This is a genomic window from Salinirubellus salinus (assembly GCF_025231485.1).
GTDB lineage: Archaea > Halobacteriota > Halobacteria > Halobacteriales > Haloarculaceae > Salinirubellus > Salinirubellus salinus.
Window position 1 is genome coordinate 1,852,431 of record NZ_CP104003.1, and the last position, 16,514, is coordinate 1,868,944.

Here is a 16,514-nt window from a genome sequence, read left to right on the forward strand (position 1 = left end):
ACACGAGCCAGCACCGCACGGCGAAGCGGTCGTCCCTTCCCTCCCCCGCCGGGAGCGGCCTCCCTTGCCCGTCCCGAAAGCACCATGGCCGACGCGCCGCTCCGTTCGACTAACGAATGCCACGGGTCACGGTGTCCGCGGGCGCGCGGGTCCACGCGGGGTTCTCGAACCTCTCGCTGGCGCGCGAGCGCCTCTACGGCGGTGTCGGCTTCGCCCTCGCGGAGCCACGCGTGACCGTCACCGCGACCCCCGCGGAGTCGGTCGACGCCGACGCCCCCTTCGCCACCTACGCCGAGCGTGCCTGCGACTGCCTCGGGGTCGCCGGTGCCGACGTGACCGTCGCGGAGCGACTGCCGCGACACGTCGGCCTCGGCTCCGGGACCCAGTCGGCGCTCGCCACCTACGCCGCCATCGCGGCGGCGCACGGACGCACCCCCCGACCGCGCGCGCACGCCCCAGCGCTCGGACGGGGCGGCCGCTCGGGCGTCGGCGTCGCAGCGTTCGAAGCCGGCGGCTTCGTCCTCGACGCCGGCCACCCGACGGAGCGGTTCACCACCGACCCGCCCGCGACGGGCGAGTGGCGCGTCCCCGCCGTCTCCGCCCGGCACGACCTGCCCGAGACGTGGCGGGTCGTCCTCGCGCTCCCCGAAGCCGACCCCGGCCGCCACGGCGAGGCCGAGGACGAGAGCATGCGCGCGGTGATAGAGCGGGCCGACCCGACCGTGGCCGGGGAACTCGCGTCGCTACTCGTCGGCCGCCTCCTCCCCGCGGCCGCGGAGGGCCGACTCGACGCCTTCGGCGACGCGCTCGCGGCGTTCGGCCGCCTCAACGGCGCGTGGTACGCCGACGTGCAGGGCGGGGTCTACCGCCCGCCGGCCGGCCGGCTCGTCGAGACGCTCGCGGACTCGCCCGCCGTCGTCGGCGCCGGCCAGTCCTCGTGGGGGCCCGCGGTCTGGGCGCTCACCGACGCCGAGCGGGTCGACGCGGCCCGCGGCGCCGCCGCGGACGCCCTCGCCGACCTCGACGCCCCGGGCCGCGTCCTCGTCACCCGGCCCACGAACGAGGGGGCACACGTCGACGAAGCGACTGGATCGGGGACCGCTCAGCGCGACTTGTAGTCCCGCTGTTCGACGTCGACCGTCTCGTAGCCGGCCGCCTCCCACGCCGTGAACCCCCCGTCGAGGTGCGCGACGTCTCCGTAGCCCATCTCCTGCAGTCGTTTCGCCGCCAGCGCCGAGCGGCCCCCTTCGTTGCAGTAGAGCACGTAGCGGCGCTCGGGGTGGAAGTACTCCTTGTAGTAGACAGTGTCCGGGTCGGCCCAGAACTCCAGCATCCCGCGGGGCGCGTGGTGCACGTCCGGGATGGACCCCTCGATCCACACCTCGCGGATGTCGCGGACGTCGAGGACGACGAACGCCTCGTCGTCGCCCCGTTCGTCCAGCTCGGCCCGGAGGTCCTCGACCGTGAGGACCTCGACGTGTTCCTCGGCTCGCTCGGCCATCGTCCACGCCCGCACGTCCGGTTCCAGTTCGAAGTCGGCCATGGCGCCTCTGGTCCCCCCCGGCACAAGAAGCTTCGCCGCGAGAGTGAAGTACGGCGCCGCGGTACTGGAGACGATGACGGACCACGACGGCGTCGAGGCACGCTCGGTCGGCGGCCACCCCGTCAACGGTGTCGCCGTCGGCCCCGAGACCCGGTGTGCCCACTGGGCCAGCGACCGTGACGTCGTCGCCATCCGCGCACCGTGCTGTGGGGTCTACTACCCCTGTGTGGCCTGTCACGAGGCGCTCGCTGACCACCCGCTCTCGCCCATCCCCGAGGCCGAGTTCGACGACCCCGGCGTCCTCTGCGGGGTCTGCGGGACGGCCCTCACGGTCCGGGCGTACCTCGACGCGGAGCAAGCCTGTCCGGTCTGCGACGCGGCGTTCAATCCGGGCTGTGCGACCCACTACGACCGCTACTTCGAGGGGTTCTGAGTCGGACCGGTGGCGACACCCGAACTGGGTCGGTACCGTCGAGCGCGTCGACCGATGCCTTATCACCCGAGAGGTCACACCTCCGGACAGATGACGAGACAGGGGGTGGACCTGACGGCCGTCCCGGGCGTCGACGACGCACGGGCGGCCGGACTGCGGGCCGCCGGGTTCGAGACGGTGTACGACGTGGCCGACGCGGACGGGTCGGCACTCGAACGCGCCGACGGCGTCGAGGCGTGGCTGGTCCCCGGTCTCAGACAGGCCGCGAAGGAACGCCGTGGCGACCTCGACACGGTGTTCGTGGCCGTCGCGGCCGAGACGCGGGCGACCCGCGACGAGGTGTTCGACGCCTTCGCCGCGTTCGCCGCCGACCCCGGTCCGTTCGCCACGAAGGTGCAGGCCCTCCACGCCCGCTTCGGCGAGGTCGGCAGTTCCATCTTCGACCTCGAGACGCGTGAGACCACCCTCGACGCGCTCTACCCGTTCTTCCGCGCCGGGTTCGAGCGCGTCGAGGACGTGGCCGACGCCTCGGTGGCGGAGCTGGCCGCGACGACCGACGTCGACCGGGCGACCGCGGGGGCGGTCCGCGAGAGTGCGCTCGCACACCTCGGCCGCGAGGAGCCAGCGCCACCGGCGCCCGAACCGGAGGGAGCAGAAGAAGAGGAGCCGGACACTACGGACCGGGCCGGCCGGGACGAGGCCCTCGCGCTCCTCCGGGCGGGCGTCGGTTCGGACGCCGAGTTCCGGCCGGACCAGTGGGAAGCCATCGACGCGCTGGTCAACGACCGCGCCCGCCTCCTCCTCGTCCAGCGGACCGGGTGGGGCAAGAGCTCGGTCTACTTCATCGCGACGCGACTGCTCCGGGCACGGGAGGCCGGCCCGACGCTCATCGTCAGCCCGCTGCTGGCGTTGATGCGCAACCAGGTCGCCGACGCCGCCGCGGAGTTCGACCTCCGGGCCGAGACCATCAACTCCAACAACGAGGACGAGTGGGAGGCGGTGACCCGATCCGTCGTGGAGGGTACCTGTGACCTGCTGCTCGTCTCCCCCGAACGGCTCGCCAACCGTGAGTTCCAGCGTCAGGTCCTCGGCAGGATGGAGGGGACGTTCGGGATGCTCGTCGTCGACGAGGCCCACTGCATCTCCGACTGGGGCCACGACTTCCGGCCGGACTACCGCCGCATCCGCGACATCATCGCCCGCCTCGACCCCGAGGTGCCGGTCGCCGCCACCACGGCCACCGCGAACGACCGCGTCGTCGACGACATCACCGACCAGCTCCCCGAACTCAGAGTGCTCCGCGGCTCGCTCCTGCGCGAGTCGCTCCAGTTGCAGGCGATGGACCTCGGGAGCCGCGAGCGCCGCCTCGCGTGGCTGGCGGAGAATATCGACGGCGACGGCCACTCCGGCATCGTCTACTGTCTGACCGTGCGCGACGCCGAACTGGTCGCCTCGTGGCTCACGAGACAGGGGCTCGACGTCCGCACCTACCACGGCGGTCTGGACGGCGAGGAGCGCCGCGAACTCGAACGGCTGTTGCTCGAGGACGAGGTCGACGCGCTCGCGGCCACCAGCGCCCTCGGGATGGGGTTCAACAAGCCCGATCTCGGCTTCGTGATCCACTTCCAGCGCCCGCCGAACCTCATCCGCTACTACCAGGAGATCGGTCGGGCGGGGCGGAACCTCGACCGGGCGACCGCCGTCCTCCTCGCCGGCGAGGGCGACGACGACATCGCCGAGTACTTCATCGAGAGCGCGTTCCCGAGCCGAGAGGCCTTCGAGGCCGTCCTCGAGGCCGTCGAGGCGAACCCGGACACCGTCCACCAGTGGAACGTCTACCAGCACGTCGAGGACGTGCGGACCGGGACCGCCCGCACGTGTCTGGACATCCTCGACGTCGAGGGTGCCATCTCGCGACGTGAGAACGGGTTCGTCCGCACCGAGGAGCCGTGGCACTACGACGGCGAGCGCTACGAGGCCATCACCGAGCAGCGCTGGGCGGAACTCGACCGCATCGACCAGTTCGTCGGGACCGACGCGTGCCTGATGCGGTTCATCGCCGCGGAACTCGACGGCGAACTCGAGGCCGACTGTGGCCGGTGTGCGAACTGCCGTGCCGACGACGTCGTCCCCCGGACCGTCGAGGACGAGTCGCTCGTGGAGGCCGCCGTCGACCACTTCCGTGCCGAGGGCCGGAGCGTCCTCAGCCCCCGGAAGATGACCTACACCGAGGCCGGACGCCGGACCGCCATCGACGACGACCGGCGACTCGAACCGGGCCGGGCGCTCTCCGCGTGGGACGACCCCGCGTGGGGCGACCGGGTGCAGGCCGGTGTCGAGGCCGGCCGGTTCGACGACGACCTCGTCGCGGCGGCCGCCGACCTCGTCCGGGGGGACTGGAACCCCGACCCCGCGCCCGAGTGGGTCGCCGCGGTCCCCTCCGCCTCGACACCGGGACTGGTCGAGGGGGTCGCCCGCCGACTGGCGGCCCGACTCGACCGCCCGTTCGTCGACTGCGTGGCGCAGGTCGGCGAGAAGGCGTCACAGCGCGACGTCTCGGGCAGCACCGAGCAGTGTGCGAACGTCCGAGGCGCGTTCGCCGTGGACGGCCGCGTCCCCGATGGGCCGGTGCTCCTCGTCGACGACACCGTCGGCTCGCGGTGGACGCTCACCGAGGTCGGCGGACTGCTGCGAGAGGCCGGGAGCGGAGCCGTGTACCCGCTCGCGCTGGCCCGACGCTGAGGCGTCGCCGCGACGAGGCCTGCTCCGTGGCACCCGGCGGAGCCGACCTCACGGACTCGCACGCGAGGTGGGTAACAACAGGAAGAACACGAACGGGGAGACGAGGACGACCACCTCGCCGAGCAGCCACGCGTCGTGGAAGAGGACACCGAACGAGGGCGGGAGCCCGAGGATGCCGTGCCGGAGTGCCCACTCGCTGGTCGCACCGATCAGGAACAGCGCCACACCGAACAGGACGCTCACGAGCACCAGTCGCCGGTAGGCACGCCGGTCGATGCCGCCCGGCGTGCTCCCCTGACTCCCGACCCCGACCGGGTAGAGCGGGCGCTCCCCGCGGTGCCGGAGTGACGAGAGCGTCGTCGCCCCCGACTCCACGCCGACGGCCGCCTCCGGGTGCCGCCGGAAGAACGGCAGGTCACGGTGGTCCGTGACCCCCTCCACACACTCGGCGTCGTAGTGCCGCCGGTCGCACCGGAGCCAGGTGTGGCCGTAGCCACCGCCACCGTCCTCCAGTATCTCGACCGCCACGTCGTCGCCCACTCGCTCGGCCACCGTCCGGGCCACGTACTGGCAGTAGTGGAGGTTGATGTCCCGCGCGTCCGCGACGCGTGGGCTGACGGGTTCGGCGAGCAAGCGGTCCCGAACCTCGCGGAGGGTGCGGGTGAGCTCCGCCGCCATAGTGTGCCAATACGTGTCATATCGTGTAAACGGTGTCGCTGGCGCTCGTCCCGGTCGCACGCCCGCCCGACGAGCGGGAGTGTCGTCACTGGCTACCGTGGAGAAGGCGAGAAGAGGACGTCCTCGATGTCGGTCTCAGTCGCCGAAGACCTGCCGCGTGTTTGCGGTTTTGCCACCCATTGTCACCCAGTTTTATGTGGGTTGCTAGGAGTCTATGTGTATGAGTCGGAGCGAAAGAATTAGTGTTCGGGTGACCCCGGAAAGGAAGACGAAATGGGAGTCAGTTCTAGCTGAATCGAACGAGTGGCACAACATGACGCATCTCGTCGTTCAAGCAATTGAAAACGAGATTGGTGAGCCGCAACGAACCGGGCCTCGTGCTGAAGGTGAGACGGTGGCGGCTGAAGTCGACTTGGGGCCGGTGCTGGACCGACTTGATGGAATAGAGGAAACGATGGGGGACATGGGTGACCGCCTTGACGACATCGACGTGAGGGTTGACGATAGCGACGCAATCCTGAACATTGCGACGGATATTATGGGGATTTTGCCCACGGTGAACTCGTCGGATGAACTTGAGCGCCCGCGTGACGTGGATGATGGCCGTCCGGTTGGAGACCGCATAAAACGGAGTGGGGGTGAGGCGTTCGTTTTGGAGTGGGCGAAGGAGACGTATGATTACCCGGGGCACTTGGTAACGAGGGGGCTGGACAAACTTGTCGCGGAAATGGGGCAGTTCGAATCCTACACCCGGGAACCGGATTACTCGGAGGAGTACGTTGAGGACCCTGAAACAACGGAATACGAGCGTGAAGCGGAACTGACGCCGGGTGAAGCGTCTATGGAATCACCGTACCCTATGACGCAGTATTACCGGGTGCAGGACTGATGGACCGCGAAAAGTATGAGGACCGGTATCCGGAGCCGGACGCCGGTATTCTGTGGGAGTTTGAGCGGGATAAAAAGGCAACCAATATCGACACGTCTGCCCGTGTGTGGGCTTCTGGAGCGCGAACTTTTGCGACTTGGTTGCATGAGAACGAGGATACGGGGATACTGGAAGCGTCAGCGCGACAAGTCAGGCGGTACTTTGCCCACGTTTCAGAGAAGTACGCGATAAACACGCAGGGAGGTAAATACCACGGTGTTCAACACCTCTACGAGTGGCTCGTGAATACTGAGCAACTCGGTGAGAACCCTGCGGAACGGTGGTCACGGGAAGCCCTTGGGATCGGTGTCCCTACGGAAAGAGAAGAACGGGAGCAAGCGGCTGAGGACGACGACTCGTATTACTGGTTGTCGAAGTCAGAAGTGGAGCTTCTCTGGGAACGCGACAACTTACCCGGACCGCGCCTGCGTAACGAGATCGCCGTGAAGCTACTGTGGTACACAGGTCTCAGAACTGAAGAACTGGCGTCTGTCCGCATTGAGCCGGACGATGAGCACAGTCTCGGTCTATTTCGTGACGAAGGCCGTATTCGGGTGGCCAACGCCAAGGTGTCCGGTACTCGTGACGTGTGGTATCCTCGTGAACGGCTCGAACTATTGCTCGCGGATTGGCTGGATTTCGGTGGGCGTGACGCCTTGAGTCCGTACGCTGAAGATTCGCAGTACCTGCTCGTGACGGACCAGTCGGAGCGGATGCGTCCGTCACATATCAGTCGGATAGTCAAGAACGCGGCTCAGAACGCGGGGATAAACGAAGTTGTTGACCGGGATGTGAATGGAAAAAATCGCTGGAAGGTCCGGGGGCACGTTATGCGTCACTCAATGGCCACGTATCACGCTAATATTTTGGGCACGCCAATCCCGGTGCTCGCAGACGCACTTGGGCACCGAAAGCTGACGACGACAAGACGGTATATTCACGAGGATGAGAGTGCGGTTCGGAAGGCGATGCAGCGCGTGGATTAGTCGGAGTTGAGGAGTTCTTCTAGTCGGTTCACGACTTCTTCTTCCGTAATCGTCTCATCTTCTTCGTTGACGACTTTTGACACGATCCCCATGGTTGCGTTGTCCATGAGAGAGGTTGTGATGTCGTCGGGTTTGTCCGTATCTGTCAGCATGAGTCGGGTTCCGAGTCCGTCGTAGTTTTCGCGCACTAGGGCGTCTTCTTCTTTGATTCGTCGAATGGATTCCTGCACGGCGTCCGTGTATTCGGGCCACGGGGCAACGTCACCGACAATCTCGTTTTGGTATTCTGAGCGTGTGAGGTACGGGTTGGTCATGCGTTAATCGTGGTGTGATTGTACGGTAAAACTGTGGATTTCGTGGGTGGCTGAACGGTGGGGGAGTATTGTGACGGGTTTGAGTTTGAGGTTGGGCCGGGTGATGAGGAGATGAGTGTGCAGGAGCGGGTGACAAGGTTGGAGCAACAGGTGGAACGTATATGGGAGAACATTGCGAGGATGCGTGGGGACTTGCGGACGGTAAGGGACTTGGAGGAGCAGGTGGAAGTGTTGGAGGAAGAGTTGGAGGGCCGGGCGGGGGCCGTGTGAAGAGGATTTTATCCGGTGTGACTACCGGGGGTTGAGTCGGTTATTCGCGTGATGTTAGCCTTGCGTGCTCGAACAAGGTTTAAATGGGTACGGTGTTAAGTTATGACAACGACAATAACAATGTCTAGTAAAAACCAAGCATCACTATCCGACTGGAATCAGCCAGATTCAGGAGGTGACACAGACGAACAGCAGAATGAACAACCAGTCGCGTTCACCGACTACTCAGAAACCGGTGACACCGACGTGGAAACAGTTTGTCGTCATTGTGGGCGTGAGGCCATGCACGACTCAGCACGGATTCTGACGCCTGACACGGGACGTTACGCTGGTGAATTACACGGGTGCTACGCTTGCAGGACGCAAGAGGAGATCGACTCTTACGCCGGGATGCCCGGCCCGCACTCAGGCGCAAATTCGGAGAACGCTCGCGCAGACACTTATGAAGGCAGTCGGATGCACAAAGGAGCCACGGAGGTGGCGGGTGATGATTAATGTCGTCTACGGAGTCTGGTGGCGAACCGTCAGTTCGGCCACTTTCTGAGGTGCTGGATTCCCGGGTGCCGCTTGACGTTTACTGTCCAGAAGTCGAACTGACTGAAGGTGAACTCGACGCAATCGAGAAACTTGCTTACGGGCGAAACGATACCGGCTACAACCAACGAGGGGGTGGTACGGTGTACGGCTCGCAGGAGATGGGTAACCGTTCGCGTGGGATTCATCAAACCGGACTACTCGGGGAAGCGTTGGTAGCGAAGTATTACAACGGCAACATCGATGGAATCGACAAGACTCTCACTTGGACCGGTGACGATGGCGTGGATATAGTGTTTGAGCGCGAAGACCGTGACATAGCCGTAGATGTGAAAACCGTGGACTGGGGCTTCGAGAAGGGTAGTGTCCCGTATCTCAAGGTTAAGGCCTCCAAGTTTAACGCTCAAGAAGTTGACCTGTATATTCTCGTCGAAAAGACGGGTAAGCAGTCGGGCCGAATCATTGGCCACATCGAGCCGGAAGACCTCGTGGAGCAGGGGTACAAGTTGGAGCGCGGGGAGGACATCGAGGACCACCCTGACTTTGACGCTGAGCAGTACGAGGGACGCACGTCGTTTGCTGGGTACGTGACTAATCTGGTTGCTGATCCGGCGCTTCTGACGCTTGCGAAGCCCGCTGACGAGTTGTAGAGCGGTTTGGGGTTCTTTCGGATTTTTCTAATTCCGCATAAGGGAGAGTCATTTAAACCGGCTGATACCTGATATTTTGGTAAGGACAAGTAGTCCATAGAAGCCTCCCTAACCGTCGCGGACGAGTTGACTCGTTGACTCCGCGACTGCCCCCTCTGACGAGTCACATCTGCAACTATGCACTCAACAGCAGCCGCTCAAACCGATGGTGAACTGACTCATGACTGCGAAGACTGCGAAGAATGCCATCTATGTGATTGGGATTCTCGGTGTCAATCCTGTACGACTTGCGAGTCGTGTGAGTGTCCGTCTGAAGACGCTAACACGGTGTTACAATGGTTTGAGCGTAGGCGTGAGATATGTATCAACTGCTTCAGGATACAACGGTACGGGCAGACTGAGCGCGGTCACGTCGAAGACGAAACCGGGCACTTGTATTCGGATTTGTTCCACAGTGAGTGTGGTGTTGGAAGTCAAAGCCCGGCCACCGTTCACCGTGGGTGGGGGCCGGGAGAAGACCCGCTACCACTCTCCGGGAGTGGTTCAGAAAAGGGTCTCACGGATGTGTTGAACGCGCTTCTTCGACTTCTTGAGTTGCTGTATATTCCTCACAATCGGGAGACCGCGTTCGACGAATTGCGTGAGCGGAAGTCTTCTGATTCGTGGTCTCGTCGGGATCGGGATTGTCTGCTTCACGCTTTGGATGCGGGAGTGGACGTGGATTGGTTCACGACACAAGTCGAGGATTTTGATTGGTTGGAGAAGGTGGCGTCGTTGTCGTTCGCTCGTTCGGAGTAGCCCGAGTTCGACTCTCGGGACGAGCTTGGGGCCACAAGGCCCCGTTGGTTGTATAGTCTGATGGCATTCGGTTCTGTCTGTTCGACAGAGAGGGTAATACAGAATCTGCGTGTTTGCGGGGGTTCTGGGCGACGCTTGTCTACTTTGTCGCCTCTACTCATTCGGTTTCATTGGTTTGTTTTGAGCATCCCGGGTTTGGGGTGCTCATTCTACCCGTTTCTGGTTGTGTTCTCGGGTTCGATTCCCGGGGCGGGTATCCCACATCTTAGTGGGTCACATGTGGCCCCTGTCACCGGGTCTGCGGTTCAGGTGACACACACACATAATCATGATTGACAAAATCACATCGAAACTGGAGTCGAATCCCCGGCTCCAACTCGTGCTCATCATGCTTTTCGTCTTCACCGGAAAGCTGATGGACACGGCCACGACATACCTGTTCTGGGGTGCTGAAACCCCTACTGGGCAAGTCATGGAGGAGCAGTCCTCCATCGTCGTTTCCCGTGTCGCTGAGTACGGATTACAGACAGGGATTGGAGTATGGACACTAGAACAACTTACAATCGGTATCGGAGCCACGCTGCTCGCGTACGCGCTCATCCGTGTAGCCACTCAGCGTAGTGACTACGCCGTTCTTGGAGCAGGAGTCGTTGGCGGCGTCATGGGTGGAATTTCGGCTTATGCCGCGATGTCGAACATCGGTTACTACACCGGTGCCGATCTCGTCCCAGTCAGTATTTACGGGACAGTCAACCCGTCAGTAGCCGCTGTATGGGCATTTGGTCTCGGTGTTCTCGGGTTGATCCTGATTCGTCCAGACCCACGCCCGTACGTGCGTATGATTCCACGTCCGTCGCAACAGACTGTGAGCGCGGTGTTCGCAGTCATGATGGTCACATCTGGGTTCGTCGGAATGGTTAACTTCGGTGGTGATTATAGTCCCGTTGAAAAGGTTGCAGCTGCCCCTACCATAGTGGATGATTTCGAGGAGGGGAATGGGCACTTCCTTGAAAGTAGTAGTGCGACTGATGTGCAGCAAAACAAAGTTTATCAAGGAGACTACGCACTCGAAACAAGTGGTGGGACCGGGACTGTGTTCGACGACTCCGTGAGCGCGTCATACTCACAGTTTTCGGGGTCTTTTCGCGCAAGCACACAACCCGTGAACGGCTATTACTCAGGCCTCACGATAGAAGGGGGTAGCGGGATGATTGGGCGGGTCATCATACATCCGGATACTGGAAAGTGGGCGTACCCCGATCCTAACTCGGCTCAGTACATCAACATGAGTGACGCGCAGGCTGAAATCGGTGCATGGCATCGAATCAAGTTCGTGAACATCGATTACACGGCTGAAACGTACGATATTGTCGTCGAGGATAAAACCGGTGCTGTTGTAGCGTCCGCGTCAAGTGTTGGATTCGAAACATCAGCGAGTCAAATCACACAAGTCAATTATGGACGTGACGCCGCGGGACCAATGTATTATGACTCAATAACCGCCGATGGGTACACATTCACCGAGTCTGTCAGCGGGACGGTCAGGGATCAGTCTGGTGCTCCTGTCGCTAATGCGACGGTGCAGGTGACTGGTGTCAGTTCTGCGGTGTCGAACCAGCAGTCGGAGATTGATTCGATTACGAACCCGGTCCCGTCGAGTTGGGATGCGTCTCGTGCGTTGACGGGTGATGGTGGCGTCCTCTCGACTGGTGCTTCTGATGGGGCTGCCGTCCCATTGATGTATTCTCCTGAAGAAGTCGGTGAAGGAATCTGGGTCACATCGACACCGGACCTTAGCGATCCTGACCTGAAATCTGAGGACGGGGAGACGAAGGTTGCGCTTTTGGCCGTTGACCCGACAGCGGGTGACGGCATATTCGAGAATGAGCACAACCAGCAAGTGCCGGGTAAAGTAATCGATGACGCGAACATCACGCTAACGAAACTCACTCCGTCCGGTGAAGCAGCAAGTAGTCAGACGTATGAAGTCAAGGAACACGGTGACGACGGTGGGTTCGGTGACCCAAGCAAACTGCCTTACGCGGTTGCTACGGTGACCCCGGGTTACTACCAGATGGACGTGTCCAGCGAGGACAAGTCCATCACGTACACCGTTCGTATTGGTGAGCGTGGACAAATCGTGTCCGCTGTATTGACCGACCTTCAGACGCAGTCTGGTCAGGTCAGTCAACGCGCACAAGACGTGCGCTCTAAGGTGTCTGGTGGTACGCTGTCCACGGTCACCGTTCAGACTGACGCCAATGGTCAGTTCACGGCTGACGTGGGTCAAGACTTCACGTTCGTGTCGGTTCAAGCCTACAAGTACGGTGGATTGCTGAACGGAAACTACGAGAATGTGAGCGCGACAAGCGTTGATAACCGCTCGATTCAGGAGGCGGAAGAACTGATGCGTCAGCAGGATTACAAGGGTAGTGTTGCGCTCCCGGCTGGTGTCACGACGACTCAGCCGCCAGCCAGCAACGTCGATGTCAGGGTCATCTCGGCTCCGTCGCCGTATCAGAACCTCAGCGACTTCCAAGGTAATTACGAGGACTGGCAGGGCTTCTTGAACAATTGGACTGACAGCGAGTTGCCCGGTGTCATCCAAGACGAGATCGGGGCGTACAACAGCACCGAGTTGCAGGAAATCCGTGGAGAACTGAAGAAGTCGGTTGAAAGTAATGAGGAACTGCGGCAAGAGTACCGTGACGCGCTCGCAGAAATTCGCAACCAAGACCCACGTCAAATCGATGTTGACCTTGGCGATGAGACGAACGGGTCTGACGCAGAACTCCGTGAGGAGATCACGGCGCTTCAGCGTTCGATCCAGTCACTCCAATCGCAGGTTGACGCGGAAGACTCTGCTGGTCAGGTCAGCGACGGGCTGGCCGACTACTCGGTGACTCTCCCGGCGCTGACTGATGTGAGTAAAGATGATGTTACAGTCCTTGCACACTACTCGGATGGTACGACAGAGATTGTCGGTGAGGAGTACGTCAGCGTGGAGGACACGCAACTCTCATCGGGTGAACTTGGTGACACCATTCGAGTCACGGATTACGAGATTAAGCAAGACCCCGCCAATGTGCGGTTTGAGGTCATTGCTGACACCGACGATGGACTGGTGAAGGAGACTGAAGGAATCAATAATCCGGCGTTTGCTGGTAGCAGGCCCGGTGTCGATTCCATCAGCATCAGTAATCTGCATCCTCAGACTGGTTCCAACGTTGTCGTCGGGATGAGTCCTGACGATAGTGCGGTGTTCGGGTCTGTTGACAGCGTGAACGTGATTGCTCCTGACGGGTCTACTGTCAGCACGACGGCTGACGGGAACGAGTACACGATTCCTGTTGAGCAGACTGGCACACACCGCGTCGAGATTGTTTACAGCAACTCGAACGGTGACCAGTTCCGCGAAGTGTTCCGGTTCGATAGCCGTGATTCCTCGTTCGAGAACTCTCCTTCCGTGCGGCTGAAGGAAGGTAACTCCGGGCAATATGCTCTGGTGAGCAACATGGACGGCGCAAACGTGGAACGGGAAGCAGGTCAGACAACGGTGTACGCACAATTCGCACGGGGCGATGTGCCGAACCGAGTCCACCTGTACCCGTCACAAGCGACTGACTCGAACGGCCAAGTCAACGTCGAAATCGTTGAAGGGGCCAGTCAGCAGTCGATTAACAAGCGTGTGGTGACTGAAATCCACATGTCACAGTTGTCTGAGGACGCGACTGTGTATCGTTCCAACGGCCAGCCCATCACCACGGAAGGTGTTGGGTATGGTACGATTGAAACGTCAGAGAATGGTACTGTCATCACGACGTACACGGACGCTGACGGCACAATATCGCTGGACGTGAACAATGACCCCGGGTTCGTTGAGCGCACACAGTACCGTGTGGACTCGTTCATTCAGGGGTTGCCGGTTGACATTCCCGGGCTTAGCATCGGAGGCGTCGCGCTTCTGATTCCGTTCGGGTTGTTCTTCGGGCGACGACTCGCATAGACTACTAACTAACCTTACCGTTATCTGGTGATTCTTACGGTGGTTCGATTCCACCGAGCGGCCTTAGAAGCAGAAATAATCTGCTCAAACTACAAGCATGACTGACAAGCAAAAACAGAACAACGAGAAGACCGTCTCACGCCGAGACGTACTCAAAGGGGGTGCAGCCCTCGGTGTCGCGGCAACAGCCGGGACCGGTGTTGTAGCCGCTGACGGCGCGACAGAACTCATCGGTGTCGACGGGTATGTCGGGTACGATGTCCCGGACGAAGTAATCCGGTACAGCGGTAACCCCGGTATCGGTGTAAAGTACGCGGAAGGCGAATACAGCACGATCAGCGACTGGATTAACGGTTCTGATGACCGGCGAGAAGTGAAGCATCTGTCATCGTACCGTATCGTGACGCTGAGCGCCCCAATCAATCACGTCACACACGCGGGTGTTGACCGTGTAATTGGTGACGATCCACTTGAGGCTAAGTCGTACGTTGAGGGTATCTGGTTCGACGTTCGGATGTCGTTGACAGACCCTATCAGTACGTTGAAAGCCAAGTCAGAGGCTTCTACTCCCCGGTCTCTACTGTATTCCGGGGCGTTTGACCAGACCGGGGTGGCGTACCGTGACGACGTGCAGCAGAAGACGATGACTGATGCGGTGGCGGCTGTCGGGGCTGACAACGTGACTGCTGACGGTTCTGGTGTCACGGTGGCCGTGATTGATGACGGTGTGTCGTACACGAGCAACCTGTTCGGCTCACGAGTCACGGCTGCACGGAACTTTATTTCTGACACCGAAGTTGACCCATCGGCAACGTCGCCAGCATGGTCAGCAGTTGCGAGCGGTAGTGACCACGGGACGTGGGTTGCGTCAGCAATTCTTGGAAACCCCACAGACACGACGTACACCGGTGTTGCACCGGCGGCGAACCTGATTATTTGCAAGGCGCTGGACTCGGATGGCGGCTCAACCACCGATATTGCGGAAGCAATCCGGTACTCCGCGGATAACGGTGCTGATGTAATAAACATGAGTCTCGGGTCACGGGTTTACAGTCCGGGCATGACTGACGCCATCGAGTACGCCGAACAGAACGGTGTCACGGTGGTTAACGTAGCAAGCGGGAACGCACGACAGCAAGGTGTTGGCCGGTTCGTTAACACTCCCGCCGACGTGCCTCTTGACTCCGTGATGGCTGTCGGAGCCACGAGCGTCTCGACGAATGCTGATGAAGTCAAGTCGGCTTACTTCTCATCGGTTGGTCCTGACCCGTCCGTGGCAGACCTCTCGGGAGCAGAATCAGCGGGTGAAACCGTTGACATCGCCGCTCCCGGTATGGAGATTGAGGCGCAGATCGATGGTTCGACGAAGACATACAGCGGTACGTCGATGGCGACACCGCTCGTGTCTGGTGTTCATGCGCTCGCTCTGAGCGATTCAGCACTATCGACTGAGGAACTGGTGTCCCGTACAGCCGCGACTGCGACACGTGTCCAGAACGTCGGTGTCACGGAGTGTGGGGCTGGTGTAATCGATGCGGCAGACCTCATCAGTAACACCGAGTCGAGTGACGCCCAAGAAGACGTGCTGACGCCTGAAGCGTTGGCTCGTGACGAAGCAAACCGTAGCATGGGCGGGCGATTCGGCTCGCAAATCCGACGGCTTGAACTTCAATTCGGAATCTAAAAATGAAGGACGATGCCAGTACCCGACGAGACTTTTTGCGGGGTGTGGGAGCGGCAACAGCCCTGTATGCAGGGACTGGTGTCGTTTCCGCTGACCACACCGCTGACCCTGACGGGGACGCTGACGACGAATACTGGAACGCCAAACCGTCCGGTGTCACCATCTCGTACGACGAAGCACTCCTCAGCGAGTATCAGCCGTACCTTCGCGTCTCGCATCTCAACGAACAACCCGTCGGAATGTATGCGTGGGTAGTTGATTCAACGGATAGAGACACGCAAGCATTGGTTTACTGGACGTATTACGCGCTACAAACCGGGTTATCGTCCGCTGATTCACACGTCCAAGACCGGGAACCGATCTATGTGTTCCGCGACACAGACACCGGTCAGATCGAAGAAGTCGTGTATAGCGGCTACCATTGGCTGGCGGCCCGTACACCGACACCCCAAACATCGGGGAATCATCCTATGATGTACGTGGTCAAGCCGTGGCATCATTACGTGGGTGCGAGTGATTCAGGGCGGCAAATCGACTTACAGCCATTGCATGACGTGTTCGGCAGTTGGCTGGTGAATGGGTGGGCGGAACATCTCGCACCGGGCACAGTCACGAATCCGTGGGGTATGCGGTCTCGTGAGTCATGGTGGCGGAGGAGTTCGTTCGACTTCAGTTTTGCAGAAACGTTCGCTCAAGTAAACCTCTTGTTGGGGCGTAAAGGCGCTGACACAACCGATCTCTAAACACGACTTGGTGTGCCGATGACCCCTGTTTTGTGGGCGAGGCAACTTGTGTCGGTGTTTGAGAAGCACCCCCTAAGAGGCCGTCAGGCCTCTTCCACTCATCTTGGTAGTTCCTACTCGGTTCGATTCCGAGTGTGAGTCTAAATCCCAGTACCATCCCGGGATGGGTCAGTCACGAGCGACACACGTGACTGTCAAAACAAAA

Annotated in this window: 13 protein-coding genes; 10 read left to right on the forward strand and 3 right to left on the reverse strand. The window is 60.9% G+C overall.

Annotated elements, in window-relative coordinates:
* Positions 1 to 116 precede the first annotated feature (116 nt).
* A complete protein-coding gene (locus tag N0B31_RS10135; RefSeq protein WP_260643747.1) occupies positions 117 to 1,118 on the forward strand; it encodes a beta-ribofuranosylaminobenzene 5'-phosphate synthase family protein in 1,002 nt (333 codons plus the stop codon).
* Here the strand turns inward: N0B31_RS10135 and N0B31_RS10140 are convergent.
* Entirely contained in the window at positions 1,103 to 1,543 is a 441-nt protein-coding gene (locus tag N0B31_RS10140) for a rhodanese-like domain-containing protein (protein ID WP_260643748.1), read from the reverse strand. The genes N0B31_RS10135 and N0B31_RS10140 overlap by 16 nt on opposite strands.
* A gap of 73 nt (positions 1,544 to 1,616) precedes the next feature.
* On the opposite strand from N0B31_RS10140, the gene N0B31_RS10145 reads away from it, so the two are divergent.
* Positions 1,617 to 1,976, forward strand: coding sequence for a CHY zinc finger protein (locus N0B31_RS10145; RefSeq protein WP_260643749.1), 360 nt, complete (start codon positions 1,617 to 1,619; stop codon positions 1,974 to 1,976).
* A gap of 90 nt (positions 1,977 to 2,066) precedes the next feature.
* On the forward strand, positions 2,067 to 4,718 hold the full coding sequence (locus N0B31_RS10150) for a RecQ family ATP-dependent DNA helicase (protein ID WP_260643750.1): 2,652 nt from the start codon (positions 2,067 to 2,069) through the stop codon (positions 4,716 to 4,718).
* A gap of 48 nt (positions 4,719 to 4,766) precedes the next feature.
* Here the strand turns inward: N0B31_RS10150 and N0B31_RS10155 are convergent, their stop codons facing one another.
* Entirely contained in the window at positions 4,767 to 5,396 is a 630-nt protein-coding gene (locus N0B31_RS10155; protein ID WP_260643751.1) for a DUF7860 family protein, read from the reverse strand.
* Between the two features lie 220 nt (positions 5,397 to 5,616).
* On the opposite strand from N0B31_RS10155, the gene N0B31_RS10160 reads away from it, so the two are divergent.
* Both N0B31_RS10160 and N0B31_RS10165 read left to right on the forward strand, forming a co-directional pair.
* The gene (locus tag N0B31_RS10160; RefSeq protein WP_260643752.1) at positions 5,617 to 6,285 is read left to right on the forward strand and encodes a hypothetical protein; all 669 of its coding nucleotides are present in this window, start codon (positions 5,617 to 5,619) and stop codon (positions 6,283 to 6,285) included.
* Complete coding sequence (locus N0B31_RS10165) at positions 6,285 to 7,310, forward strand: tyrosine-type recombinase/integrase (RefSeq protein WP_260643753.1); 1,026 nt, start codon at positions 6,285 to 6,287, stop codon at positions 7,308 to 7,310. The genes N0B31_RS10160 and N0B31_RS10165 overlap by 1 nt, the downstream gene beginning before the upstream one ends.
* On the opposite strand, the gene N0B31_RS10170 is transcribed toward N0B31_RS10165, so the two are convergent.
* Positions 7,307 to 7,624 (reverse strand): hypothetical protein, encoded by a 318-nt coding sequence (locus N0B31_RS10170; protein ID WP_260643754.1) that lies wholly within the window; start codon positions 7,622 to 7,624, stop codon positions 7,307 to 7,309. The two genes, N0B31_RS10165 and N0B31_RS10170, sit on opposite strands and share 4 nt — an antisense overlap.
* Before the next feature lie 111 nt (positions 7,625 to 7,735).
* On the opposite strand from N0B31_RS10170, the gene N0B31_RS10175 reads away from it, so the two are divergent.
* From N0B31_RS10175 to N0B31_RS10195, 5 genes are all read left to right on the forward strand, one after another.
* Positions 7,736 to 7,894 carry a hypothetical protein gene (locus N0B31_RS10175; protein ID WP_260643755.1) on the forward strand — a complete coding sequence of 53 codons (159 nt, stop codon included), beginning with the start codon at positions 7,736 to 7,738 and terminating at the stop codon, positions 7,892 to 7,894.
* A 494-nt stretch (positions 7,895 to 8,388) separates the two neighbouring features.
* Entirely contained in the window at positions 8,389 to 9,078 is a 690-nt protein-coding gene (locus N0B31_RS10180; RefSeq protein ID WP_260643756.1) for a hypothetical protein, read from the forward strand.
* A gap of 1,126 nt (positions 9,079 to 10,204) precedes the next feature.
* Positions 10,205 to 13,882 carry a carboxypeptidase-like regulatory domain-containing protein gene (locus tag N0B31_RS10185; RefSeq protein ID WP_260643757.1) on the forward strand — a complete coding sequence of 1,226 codons (3,678 nt, stop codon included), beginning with the start codon at positions 10,205 to 10,207 and terminating at the stop codon, positions 13,880 to 13,882.
* A gap of 97 nt (positions 13,883 to 13,979) precedes the next feature.
* A complete protein-coding gene (locus N0B31_RS10190) occupies positions 13,980 to 15,566 on the forward strand; it encodes a S8 family peptidase (protein ID WP_260643758.1) in 1,587 nt (528 codons plus the stop codon).
* A gap of 2 nt (positions 15,567 to 15,568) precedes the next feature.
* Positions 15,569 to 16,309 carry a twin-arginine translocation signal domain-containing protein gene (locus tag N0B31_RS10195; RefSeq protein ID WP_260643759.1) on the forward strand — a complete coding sequence of 247 codons (741 nt, stop codon included), beginning with the start codon at positions 15,569 to 15,571 and terminating at the stop codon, positions 16,307 to 16,309.
* Positions 16,310 to 16,514 lie beyond the last annotated feature (205 nt).

Bases quoted from the DNA above. Each gene is read 5' to 3' on its own strand.
- N0B31_RS10135 (WP_260643747.1), top strand. From the start codon at position 117: ATGCCACGGGTCACGGTGTCCGCGGGCGCGCGGGTCCACGCGGGGTTC.
- N0B31_RS10140 (WP_260643748.1), bottom strand. From the start codon at position 1,543: ATGGCCGACTTCGAACTGGAACCGGACGTGCGGGCGTGGACGATGGCC.
- N0B31_RS10145 (WP_260643749.1), top strand. From the start codon at position 1,617: ATGACGGACCACGACGGCGTCGAGGCACGCTCGGTCGGCGGCCACCCC.
- N0B31_RS10150 (WP_260643750.1), top strand. From the start codon at position 2,067: ATGACGAGACAGGGGGTGGACCTGACGGCCGTCCCGGGCGTCGACGAC.
- N0B31_RS10155 (WP_260643751.1), bottom strand. From the start codon at position 5,396: ATGGCGGCGGAGCTCACCCGCACCCTCCGCGAGGTTCGGGACCGCTTG.
- N0B31_RS10160 (WP_260643752.1), top strand. From the start codon at position 5,617: ATGAGTCGGAGCGAAAGAATTAGTGTTCGGGTGACCCCGGAAAGGAAG.
- N0B31_RS10165 (WP_260643753.1), top strand. From the start codon at position 6,285: ATGGACCGCGAAAAGTATGAGGACCGGTATCCGGAGCCGGACGCCGGT.
- N0B31_RS10170 (WP_260643754.1), bottom strand. From the start codon at position 7,624: ATGACCAACCCGTACCTCACACGCTCAGAATACCAAAACGAGATTGTC.
- N0B31_RS10175 (WP_260643755.1), top strand. From the start codon at position 7,736: ATGAGTGTGCAGGAGCGGGTGACAAGGTTGGAGCAACAGGTGGAACGT.
- N0B31_RS10180 (WP_260643756.1), top strand. From the start codon at position 8,389: ATGTCGTCTACGGAGTCTGGTGGCGAACCGTCAGTTCGGCCACTTTCT.
- N0B31_RS10185 (WP_260643757.1), top strand. From the start codon at position 10,205: ATGATTGACAAAATCACATCGAAACTGGAGTCGAATCCCCGGCTCCAA.
- N0B31_RS10190 (WP_260643758.1), top strand. From the start codon at position 13,980: ATGACTGACAAGCAAAAACAGAACAACGAGAAGACCGTCTCACGCCGA.
- N0B31_RS10195 (WP_260643759.1), top strand. From the start codon at position 15,569: ATGAAGGACGATGCCAGTACCCGACGAGACTTTTTGCGGGGTGTGGGA.